We start from the raw sequence: 10,971 nt of genomic DNA, 5'->3' as shown, positions 1-10,971 counted from the left end.
GTCGGCCAGGTCGAGATGCCCTCGCGCGCGTACGTCTCCGCGTTCGGCTTCAAGGGACCGGACCAGCAGAAGCCGGCGGGCGTGCTGTCCGGCGGTGAGCGCAACCGCCTCAACCTCGCGCTCACCCTCAAGCAGGGCGGCAACCTGCTGCTCCTCGACGAGCCCACCAACGACCTCGACGTCGAGACCCTTTCCAGCCTGGAGAACGCGCTGCTGGAGTTCCCGGGCTGCGCCGTGGTCGTCTCCCACGACCGCTGGTTCCTGGACCGCGTGGCCACACACATCCTCGCCTACGAGGGCGACTCCAAGTGGTTCTGGTTCGAGGGCAACTTCGAGTCGTACGAGAAGAACAAGATCGAGCGGCTCGGCCCGGACGCCGCCCGTCCGCACCGTGCCACCTACAAGAAGCTGACCCGGGGCTGATCCAGCAGATGCGCCACACCTACCGCTGCCCGCTGCGCTGGGCGGACATGGACGCGTACGGCCACGTCAACAACGTGGTGTTCCTCCGCTACCTGGAGGAGGCCCGCATCGACTTCCTGTTCCGCCCGGACAAGCAGTTCAAGCAGGGGTCGGTCGTGGCGCGTCACGAGATCGACTACAAGCGCCAGCTCGTCCACCGGCACGCCCCGGTCGACATCGAGCTGTGGGTCACGGAGATCAGGGCCGCCTCCTTCACCCTCGCCTACGAGGTGAAGGACGGCGACCAGATCTACGTCCGGGCCTCGACGGTGATCGTGCCCTTCGACTTCGAGGCCCAGCGGCCGCGCCGGATCACCGAAGAGGAGCGCGAGTTCCTCCGGGAGTACACGGACGACGGGGCAGAGAAGGCCGCCGAGGAGGAGGCCGTCGCCGCATGACGGTGCTCCACCTCACGGACGACACGGAGGCGGCCGACCTGGCCGCCTTCCTGTCCCGGCTGCTGCACTACGACCGCGGCGCCGCCGTGCGCCTGCAGGCGGCGGGCACGGCGCTCGCCGTGTTCGGGCGGCCGCCGTCCTTCGAGGTGCTGGCCGTCCGCGCCGTGCGGCTCGCCAAGCCGTACGAGAACGGGCTCGACGTCACCCTCGACGTGACCGTGTCCGCCGGCGAGCTGCTGGAGTCCGTGGACGGGACGGCCGCCACGGCCGCCGTCCCGGCCGCGGTGACCGGACCGCCGTGGGCGGGCGTGCTCCCGCCGCGCGGCGGCTGGCAGCCGGAGCCCGGGCTGCCCCGGGCGGACGACCTGCGGGCGACGGTGACCGCCGCCGTCACCGAATTCCGCACCCGCAGCGGAGAGTTGGCGCCCGAGGAGCGCACCCGCGCCGGACTCGACCTGATCGGGCGGGAGATCTGGTCCCGGACCGTCGGGCAGACCCGGCTGCCGGTGCGGGCCCTGCACGCGGCGCAGTCCCTGGGCTTCCTGCGCTCCCGCGCGGCCGCCGGCGAGGGCGAGCTCGCGCTGTTCTCGTCGGGGTCCTGGCTGCGGCTGCGCACCCCCTACGGCTCGATAGCCGTACGGCAGGCGGGGCTCGGCACGCTGGGCGTCAGCGTCCACTGACCCGGGGCGGGCCGGGGCCGTCCGGGGCGGCGGGGCGGTCAGTCCCGTTCGCTGTCGTCGGGGCGTACCGCGATGTGGTCGGGCTCCAGTTCCAGGGCCACGCGGTCGCGCATGCCGAGGGCGCGGGTGTACTCGGCGGGCAGTTGCAGGCGTCCGGCGCGGTCCAGCATCGCGTACTCGCGGCTCACCACCCGCTCGTGTCCGGTCGCCTCGTCCATCTCGCTGCGGCGCAGCACCTCGGTGGAGGTGCGGCCGTCGCGGATGGCGACCGTGCGGCGGACCTCGGTGGCCACCGCCTGGTCGTGGGTGACGATGACGATGGTGGTGCCCAGGCGTTCGTTGGCGGTGCGGAAGGCGGCGAAGACCTGCTCGCCGGTGTGGGAGTCGAGCTCGCCGGTGGGTTCGTCGGCGAGCAGCACCGCCGGGTTGTTGGCGAGGGCCACCGCGATCGCGACGCGCTGCTGCTGGCCGCCGGACATCTGGTGCGGGCGGCGGTCCCGGCAGTCGCCGACCTCCAGGAGCTCCAGCAGTTCCAGGGCGCGTTCGGCCTTGGCGCGGCGGGTGCGTCCACGGGCGCCGGCCAGTTGCATGGGCAGGGCGACGTTCTGCGCGGCGGTCAGGTAGGGCAGGAGGTTGCGGGAGGTCTGCTGCCAGACGAAGCCGACGACCTCACGGCGGTAGCGCAGGCGGTCCTTGGCGGTCATGGCGAGCAGGTCGTGGTCGGCGACGCGGGCCGCCCCGGCGGTCGGGGTGTCCAGTCCGGCGAGGATGTTCATCAGGGTGGACTTGCCGCTGCCGGAGGCGCCGACGAGGGCCATGAGCTCGCCCTCGCGGACCAGCAGGTCGAGGCCCTGCAGTGCCTGCACCTCGACGCCGTCGGCGGAGAAGATGCGCACCAGGCGGTCGCAGGTGATCAGCGCGTCGTGGCCGTAGGCCGGCTCCTCGCGGTGGGCGGTCGCCCGCCGGGCGAGGTCGGCGAGCGTGGGATTCGTCGTCATCGGTGAGCTCCTGCACGGCGGCTGGGGTGGCTTGGACCAGGACAGGCACGAGTGCCGGGGCGGCTCATCCGGAATCCCCCGCCCTCAGCTCCCGTACCGACCCCTTGCGGCCCGTCCACCAGGCCTGCCCGGCGGCGACCCCCACCGTCAGCAGCAGCACGGCGGCGGCCGGAAGGGCCAGGGACAGCGGGTCGGTCCGCAGCACACCCGCGCCGGAGTAGGCCGCGGCGGGGGGCAGGGCCACCGTGGTCAGATCGATGCCGGGGGACAGCAGTCTGATGGTCACCCAGCCCGTCAGCGCGCCGCCCGCCGCGGCGAGCACGGCCTGGGGCAGCGACTCCAGGATCAGCAGGCGGCGGCCCTGGGCGCGGGTGAGGCCCATGGTGCGCAGCCGGGCGAGGAGCGCGGTGCGTTCGGGGGCGGCGCGCAGCAGGGCGAGGAGCAGCGCCAGCACGGCGTAGCCGGCGCTCGCCGCGACCGCCGCCGCGTAGACGCGCCCGGCGCCGGTCTGCAGGGGCGAGTCGACGTAGTGCGCGCGCTCCTCGGACCGCAGTTGCACGGACGCCGCCTTGCCCGCCGCGGCGCGCAGGGCGCGGGCGTCGGGGTGGGCGCCGGTCACCAGCAGGGTGGTGGGGCGGGCGGCCGTGCGGTCCAGCCCGGCGCGGTCGACCACCAGGAAGTCGTCGCCGACCACGGCCGGGGTGCGGTCGCGGACGACGGCGATCCGTACGGTGATGCCGTCGCCGTCGCCGAGGCGCACCGGGAACGGCTGGGTGCCGTAGGTCCGGGCGACGGACGGGGAGGCGAGTGCGGGCAGGGGGGAGGAGTGACCGGCGGCCGGCCTCCGTAGACGTTCGGCGGGGAAGGGGCCGAGGCCCGTGCGGCCGGCGAGGGAGGCGTAGTCGGCGGGGGCGACGCCGGCCAGGGACACCGGGGTCAGGTTCGCGCCCGCCTTGGCCTGGTAGTCGACGCTCATCTCGTCGACGTGGCCGACGCCTTGCACCCGGCGGACCCGGGCGGGCAGCCCGGCGGGCAGCGCGGCGCTGCCCTCCACGCGGGCGTCCGCGCCCACGGCCGTCAGTGCCGCACGGTCACGCGCGTCGGCGATCCCGGCCAGCACCGATCCGCCGAAGGCGGCCGTGGTGAGCGCGGTCAGCAGCGCCAGCAGGGGCAGCACCGCGGAGACGGACGTGCGTCCCGCGCGGGCGAGCGACAGATGCCCCACCGCCCCACGCAGCCGGCGGGCCGGACCCGCCAGCCGGCGCAGCGGCAGCGGGTACAGCCGGACCAGCACCAGGGCCGCGATCACACCCACCAACACGGGGGCCAGGGAAACCAGTTGGTCACCCGAGACGCCGGACGAGGCCCCCGCGGAGGCGCTGCCCGAGCCGGAGGCGCCAAAAGGTCCGGACGTGCCCGAGACACCTCTGCGCCGCAGTGCCTCCACCGCGCCCGCCGCGATCACCAGCAGGGTGAGCTCGGCGACCGTGCGCCGCCGGGACGGGCGCCGGGACACGGCGTCCTCGCGCGGGCCGTGCACCCGGACCGCGCGGTGGGTGACCATCGCGCGCAGGGGCAGTGCGATGCAGGCGAGAGCGGTGACCGCCACCGCCGCGAGGACCGCGGGCACACGGCGCTCCGCGGGGACCGCGAGCAGCGCGGCGGCGAGCCCGAGCGCCCCGGCGGGCACGGCCACCACGGCCGTCTCCGCGAGCAGGCGTCCGCCCAGGGCGCGCAGGGAGGCGCCGCGGGCGCGCAGCAGGGCGAGTTCGGCGCGGCGGCGGTCGGCGGCCAGGCCGCCGGCCATCAGCAGGACCACGGCGGCGACCGTCGCGGTGCCGAAGGCGGCGACGGACACCAGGGGGCCGATGCCGGCGGCGAGGCGGCCGTAGTCGTTGAGCACGTCGTCGAGATCGGTGTCCGCCTGCGTGGTCTGGCCGGTGACCGTGCGCACCTGCCCGAGCCCCGGCCCGGACTCCAGGGCGGCGACCGCGGACTTCAGGCCGCCCAGCTCGTGGGCGTGCAGGGCGCGGGTGTCGGGCGCGAGTTGCCAGTAGCGGAACGGGTGCCCGGGGGTGCCCAGCAGCGCCGGGGCCGCCTCGGGCGGCAGCAGCAGGGCGCCGAGCCAGTAGTACTGCGGATCGGCCGAGGGGACGCGCACCAGCGACGGGGTGCGCAGTACGGGCTCGGACGCCCAGTAGGCGCCGCCGGGTTCGCGCGGGTCGAGGACGCCGGTGACGCGCACGGCGAGCGGGTGGCGGGCCGCGCCCGGCACATGGACGACCGAACCCACCCGCAGGTGCAGGCTCCTGGCCGTCTCGGCGGTCACGGCGGCCTCCACCTCGGCGGTCGCCGCCGTCACGGTGCCGTTCACCCGCGGCAGCCGGCCCGTGCGTACGGAGGAGTGCCCGCCGAGGCCGTTCGGCGCGACCAGCCGCAACCGCGCGGGCAGTCCGCTGGGCCGGGGGATGAAGGCGTCGGGCACGGCGAGGGGATCGCTGTTCTGGACGCCGTACGACGACTGGGCGCGGTCGGCGGCCAGCGGCCGCTGGACGGCGCGCAGCACCCCGGCGAACTGCCGCTCCAGCGCCCGCGGGCGCAGCGCGTCCTCCCGCTGCTGCTGCGCGAACCCGTCGTCCAGGCGCGGGGCGTACAGCCACACACTGGTGCGGTCCGGGTGCGCCCGCTCGACCGCGTGGACCAGGCCGGCGTCCTGGTACCGGTCGAGCGCGCGCGGGAACACCGCGGCCGGGCACGCGGTCAGCGCGACCAGCAGCGCCAGGGCGGCCGCGGCGGCCGGCGCGGTGCGCAGCCGGACGCGGACCCAGGAAGCGGTGACGCGGTTCACCTCACTCACCTCCGCCGTCTCGCAGGGACACCGCCGGGTCGGACCGGCGCAGGCTCAGGGCCGCCGTGACGAGCAGCGGCGCGGCGGCGACCGCCGCCAGCAGCACGGCCACCCGGCCGGGCGGCAGTTCGACCAGCACCGCCGGCACCGGCTTCGCCGCCTGCCCGGTCAGCACGATCAGCGGCACCACCGCCCGCGTCAGCACCGCGCCCAGGGCCACCCCGACCGCGAGGGCCAGGGCGACCAGCACGCCGTGCTCGGCGGCGAGCATGCGGGCCAGCTTCCGGCGCGGGGCGCCCAGGGCCCGCAGCACGGCGAACTCGGCGTCCCGCTCCCGCAGCGCCCCTGCCGCGCTCACCGCGAAGCCGAGCGCCGCCAGGGCCGCGGCGACCACGGCCGCGGCGGTGAACGCGGCCGCGGGCCCGGCGCCGAACGGGTCGTCGCGCAACTGCCCGGCGATCTCGTCCCGCACCACCACCTGCGCCGGTTCCACGTCGGGCAGGGCCCGCAGCGCGGCGGCCACCTGCGCGGCCCGGCCCGGGTCGGTGTTCAGCCACCACTCGGTGGGCAGCACACCCTCGCCGTAGCGCGCCTGGAGCAGCCGGTTCACCGACCGCAGATCCACCAGCAGGCCACCGCCGTCGTGGGCCGCGTCGACCGTGCCGGCCGCGGCGGCCGACGCCTGGTCCGGCTGTCCCGCGGTGGTCGGCAGCGCCCGTACCGACCGCGCGATGCGGACCGGCACGGAGCGGCCGTCGATCGTCACGTCCACGCGCTGGCCGGGGTGCGCGCCCGCCGCGGTCAGGAACGCGTCGGTGGCGAGCGCGGCCACCTCCCGCTGCGACGGCTGGACGACCTGCACCCGCACGGTGACCGTGCCCACCACCCAGGTGTCCTCGTGCGGGACATAACCGGTGCCGTAGGCGACGGTCAGCGGGCGGGTGGAGGTGACGGAGGGCCGGGACGGGGCGGTGCTGCCGTCGGGGGAGGAGGTGGTGTCGGTACTGGAGGAGACCGCCTGCCAGGCGGTGGGCAGCGACAGCCGCCGTACGGTCCCGTCGGTGCCCTCGGCCGTCATCTCCGAGACGGTCAGGCGGTGTTGCTCGGCACGGTCGACGGGCTGGGTCAGACTCAGCTCGAGACCGGTCAGCAGCAGCGGGCCCGCGGTGGCGGGCACGTCCAGCGCCAGGGAGTGGGAGTGGCCGTCGGCGGGGAGCGGGCCGAGCGGCATCCGGTACGGCAGCCCGTAGCGGTCCTCCAGCGTGGCGGCCACGTCCACCAAAAGCCCCGTGGCGGAACCGCGGATGCCCGCCGTCAGCCGCAGCCGGACGGTGCCCGCGGGCAACTCCACGCCGGCGGGCGCGCCTTTCGGCGCCAGCCCCGACATCAGCGGCCCCACCGGGCCCGCGGCCAGATCGGGGCGCATCAGGACCGCGTCCGCGGCCCGGGTGGTGTCCAGCGCCAGCACGGTCGCCGTGCGGTCGCCGGACAGCGGCAGCGCGGTGCGCACGGCGGGCGCGGCGGCGCGTACGTGCCCGACGGCGGCGTAGCTCTCGGTGCGCCCGAGGTCACCCTCCCCGGCGGCGAGCACCCGCACCGGCGCCCCCGCGCGGAAGTCGGCCTGGTCGTCCTGCGAACGGTGCCAGGAGGCGCCCTGGCCGATCGCCAGCATGCCCAGCGCCACGGCCAGTACGAGGAGCAGCACCGGACCCGCCCCGCGCATCGGGCGGCGGCTGAACTGCCAGCCCGCCAGCGCCGCGGGCAGCCCCCGGCCGCCCGCCGCGTACCGCTCGGCCAGCCGGGCCACCGGCGGCAGCAGCCGCAGCGTCAGGACCGTGCCGGCCAGCAGTGCGAGCGCGGGCGCGGTGACGAGCAGCGGGTCGATGCCGAGCGCGCCCGTGCGGTCCCCGGCGACGGCGCCGGTGGGCTGCCGGTCCAGCTGCCAGTACGCGACGGCGGCCACCGCCAGCAGCCCGACGTCCGCGCCCGCGCGCAACGGTGCGGGCAGCGCGCGGGCCCGCAGGCCGGCCGCGAACGACGACGTCAGCGCGGGCAGCGTCACCGCCACCGCGCAGCCCAGCGCCACGGCCACCGCCACCAGCCACACCCCGGGCCGTCCGGCCGCCGGGATGTCCGGGTGCAGCCCGATCCTGGCCAGGGCGCCCTGCCCGGCCAGCAGCCGGGTCAGTGGTCCGGCGAGCAGCGGGGCGCACACCACGGCGGGCAGCGCGAGCAGCAGGGCCTCCAGGGTGGCCAGCGAGGCGATCCGGGCCCGCGACGCGCCGCGCGCCCGCAACAGGCGCGTCTCACCGGCGCGTTCGGTGCTCAGCAGCCGGGCCACCAGCAGCAGCGCGTAGGCCGCGAGCAGGGCCAGTTGCAGCGCGGCGATCAGCAGGGTCGACCGCGTGACGAGCAGCGAGCGGCCGATCCGGTCCAGCACGTCGGGCAGCGAGGTCGTCACCGTGACCGTCTCGCCCGGCGCGACCGTCTTTCGCAGCGCGGTGGCGCCCGGGCCGACCGCCTCACGCAGCGCGCCGATGCGCCCGGTGGTGAGCGCCGAGAAGTCCGCCGACACCTGCCAGGCCGACTGCCCGGCGGTCACCCTCGTACCGGAGAGCACACCGGGCGCGGCGAGCAGCGGGCCGTACGTCGTGAAGTCGACCTTGCGCACCCCGCGGCCGCCCAAGTCGTCCAGCTGCCAGTAGGCGCCGCCGGCGCGGGCGGGCCGGTACAGCCCGGTGATGCGCACCCGGACCTTCCGGCCGCCCAGCCGGTCGGCGAGCGTGAGCCGGGCGCCGGTGGCCAGAGAGAGCCGCCGGGCGGCGGTCTCGGGCAGCGCGGCCTCCAGGTCCCCCGTCGCCGTCGCGCGCGGCAGGCGTCCGGAGACGACCCGCACCTGGCTGCCGTCCAGGTCCGCGAAGAAGGTCAGGTCCGGGTCGCCGGACCGGTCGGCCGGCGGCTGCAGGGAGCGGGGGAGGGCGTACGGGCCGGAGCGCACCAGGGTCCGTACCGTCACCGGCAGCCCGTCGAACGCCGCGCGGGCCCGCTCGCGCACGGCGGCGTCCGCACGCGCGCGGCCGGCCACGGGCACATCGGCCCGGACGGTCAGGGCGGCGTCCGCGGCGTTGCGGGGGTCGCTCAGCGCGTGGCGCAGGGCCGCGTCGCCGATCGCGCCGGAGTAGGCGGCGAAGGTCGCAAGGACGGCCGTGGTGAGCAGGACGGTCAGCAGCGCGGCGGCCGTGAGCAGACGGTGCGCCCGTGCGCGCAGCAGCACCAACGCCGTGAACCCCGCCACCCGGCTCCCCCCGCCGTTGTCCGGACCTCCGAGCGATGCTCTCAGAGGGAAGGGGCCGCGGGTAAGCGCTTGTGGATCGAGCTTGATCTGATTGTGATCGGAATCCGGCGCACGGCGACCGGATTCCGGGGCGGCAAGGGACAGTGCGGGGCTTCGGTCCGGTGTGCTCAGCCCGGGGGCGGTCCGGTGTGCTCAGCCAGGGGGCGGTCCGGTGTGCTCAGCCAGGGGGCGGTCCGGGGTGGTCAGTCCGAGGTGGTCAGTCCGGGGTGTTGATCATCGACGCGGCCGCGTACGTCAGGTAGTTCCACAGCGTCTGCTCGTGCTCGGGTGCGAGGCCCAGGTCGTCGACGGCCACCCTCATGTGCCGCAGCCAGGCGTCGTGCGCGGCCCGGTCGACCGTGAAGGGCGCGTGCCGCATGCGCAGCCGGGGATGGCCGCGCCGCTCGCTGTACGTCGTCGGGCCGCCCCAGTACTGGATCAGGAACAGCCTCAGCCGCTCCTCGGCCGGCCCCAGGTCCTCCTCGGGATACATGGCCCGCAGCTCGGCGTCCTCCGCGACGCCCTCGTAGAAACGGTGGACCAGCCGGCGGAAGGTCTCCTCCCCGCCGACCTGCTCGTAGAACGTCTGCTCCTGAAGCGTGCCGCGCCGGATCTCATTCACCCGTCCATGGTCTCAGACGGCCGGACCGAGGTGCGGACCTGGCCAGAACCTCGAGGCCGGACCGGTACTCGCCCCGGCGGACCCCGCGCAGCACAGTGGAGTCATGGGCGTGCACTCGGAAGACCGGGAGACGGACGGCCTCGCCGCCGAACTGCGGGCGGAACTGGTGCGGGACATCGAGGCGAGCGGCGCCTGGGCGTCCGACCCGGTGTGGCGGGAGGTGTTCGGCGCGGTGCCGCGGCACCTGTTCGTGCCGTACTACTACGTCGTCGCCGTCGGCGGCTACGAGCGCCGGTGGGGCGAGAGCCCCGACCCGAGGGCACGCGAACGCTGGCTGCGGGGCGCGTACGCCGACGTGCCGCTGGCCACCCGGCTGCGCGACGGCGAACTCGTCTCCTCCAGCAGCCAGCCCTCGCTCATGGCGCAGATGCTGGCCGAACTGCGGGTGGAGGACGGCGACCGGGTCCTGGAGATCGGCGCCGGCACCGGCTACAACGCCGCCCTGCTCGCCCACCGGCTCGGCGCCGACCGCCTCGTCACCACCGTGGACCTGGAACCGGAGATCGCCGAGTCGGCGCGGCGGCACCTGGCCGCCGCCGGGCACCATCCGGCGGTCGTCACCGGCGACGGAGCACGCGGGGTCCCCGCACACGCCCCCTACGACCGGATAGTCGCCACCTGCGCGCTGCCCTCGGTCCCGCGCGCCTGGCTCGACCAGTGCACGCCCGGCGCCCGCGTCCTGACGCCGATCGCCACCGGCGTGGTGGCGCTGACCGTGCGGGACGCCGCGCACGCCGAGGGCACCTTCCTGGACACGCCCGCCTACTTCGTGCCGCTGCGCGGGGAGGTCAGGCCCGGTTCGCCGGTCCCGTCGCTGGACGGGGTGCCGCCCGGGGCGCGCGAGCACGAGCTGTTCCGCTTCCTGCTCGCGCTGACCCGCGGCCGCCTGGACGCGCGGGAGGCCTACGCCGTGTGGGAGGGCGAGGGGCGCCCCGAGCGCCCGCGCTACGGGATCACGGTGAGCGGCGCGCACGCGTGGGCGTGGCTGGACCGCCCGGAGGGGCCGTACGCCTGGCCCCTGCCGGGCTGAGCCGGGCCCCGCCCGGCCCGGCGGTGGTCAGCCGCGCCGGATCGTGATCGTCGTCCAGGCGCCCACGTGCACCCGGTCGCCGTCCTGCAGCGGCACCGGCACGAAGGGCTGGATCGGCTCCTCGGAGCCGTTGACCGTGGTGCCGTTGGTGGAGTTCTGGTCGACCACCGCCCAGGTGCCGTCGGGCTGCTGCACCAGCACCGCGTGCTGGTGCGAGACGCCCGGGTCCTCCGGCGGCACCGACAGGTCGATGTCGGGGGTGTCGCCGGTGGAGTGCCGGCGGCGGCCGATGGTGACCTGGTTGCCCGAGAGCGTGCGCTGCTGCTCGGGCGAGTAGGCGGGCAGGTTCAGGCCCGCGGCCTCGGGGCCGGAGCGATGCATCATCGCCATGAAGTAGTCGCGGTCCGGGCCGATCGTGGCCGTCCACGTCGCCGGCTGTTGCGGCTGCTGCGGGAAGGGCGGGCCGGACGGGGCCTGTGTGGCGCCGGGCTGCGGATAGCCGTAGCCGCCGCCCTGGCCGCCGTATCCACCCGGGCCGC

Annotated in this window: 9 protein-coding genes; 4 read left to right on the top strand and 5 right to left on the bottom strand. The window is 76.2% G+C overall.

The annotated features are described in order from the left end of the window. The 3 genes from IE249_RS37495 to IE249_RS16385 form a co-directional block, all read left to right on the top strand. On the top strand, positions 1-423 hold a 423-nt coding region (locus IE249_RS37495; RefSeq protein WP_229858646.1), incomplete at its 5' end, for an ATP-binding cassette domain-containing protein. Between the two features lie 8 nt (positions 424-431). Then, the gene (locus IE249_RS16390) at positions 432-860 is read left to right on the top strand and encodes an acyl-CoA thioesterase (RefSeq protein ID WP_189705564.1); all 429 of its coding nucleotides are present in this window, start codon (positions 432-434) and stop codon (positions 858-860) included. Next, complete coding sequence (locus IE249_RS16385) at positions 857-1,540, top strand: DUF8185 domain-containing protein (protein WP_189705563.1); 684 nt, start codon at positions 857-859, stop codon at positions 1,538-1,540. The genes IE249_RS16390 and IE249_RS16385 overlap by 4 nt, the downstream gene beginning before the upstream one ends. 38 nt (positions 1,541-1,578) lie before the next feature. Here the strand turns inward: IE249_RS16385 and IE249_RS16380 are convergent, their stop codons facing one another. The 4 genes from IE249_RS16380 to IE249_RS16365 all read right to left on the bottom strand — a co-directional run bounded on the left by IE249_RS16380 (position 1,579) and on the right by IE249_RS16365 (position 9,342). Then, entirely contained in the window at positions 1,579-2,538 is a 960-nt protein-coding gene (locus tag IE249_RS16380; RefSeq protein WP_189705562.1) for an ABC transporter ATP-binding protein, read from the bottom strand. A 64-nt stretch (positions 2,539-2,602) separates the two neighbouring features. Continuing rightward, the gene (locus IE249_RS16375; protein WP_189705561.1) at positions 2,603-5,386 is read right to left on the bottom strand and encodes an FtsX-like permease family protein; all 2,784 of its coding nucleotides are present in this window, start codon (positions 5,384-5,386) and stop codon (positions 2,603-2,605) included. Position 5,387: 1 nt separating this feature from the next. Further along, entirely contained in the window at positions 5,388-8,681 is a 3,294-nt protein-coding gene (locus tag IE249_RS16370; protein ID WP_189705560.1) for an FtsX-like permease family protein, read from the bottom strand. A 256-nt stretch (positions 8,682-8,937) separates the two neighbouring features. Then, entirely contained in the window at positions 8,938-9,342 is a 405-nt protein-coding gene (locus IE249_RS16365) for a globin (protein ID WP_189705559.1), read from the bottom strand. A gap of 103 nt (positions 9,343-9,445) precedes the next feature. Here IE249_RS16365 and IE249_RS16360 point away from each other — a divergent pair, with 103 nt between their 5' ends. Then, positions 9,446-10,432, top strand: coding sequence for a methyltransferase domain-containing protein (locus tag IE249_RS16360; protein ID WP_189705558.1), 987 nt, complete (start codon positions 9,446-9,448; stop codon positions 10,430-10,432). A gap of 27 nt (positions 10,433-10,459) precedes the next feature. On the opposite strand, the gene IE249_RS37490 is transcribed toward IE249_RS16360, so the two are convergent. Beyond that, positions 10,460-10,971 (bottom strand): FHA domain-containing protein (locus tag IE249_RS37490; protein ID WP_229858643.1); only part of this gene is annotated, 512 nt, incomplete at its 5' end.

It is taken from the genome of Streptomyces anandii JCM 4720 (assembly GCF_014650655.1).
GTDB classification, from domain to species: domain Bacteria; phylum Actinomycetota; class Actinomycetes; order Streptomycetales; family Streptomycetaceae; genus Streptomyces; species Streptomyces anandii.
This window is presented reverse-complemented; position numbering and strand designations above follow the sequence as displayed.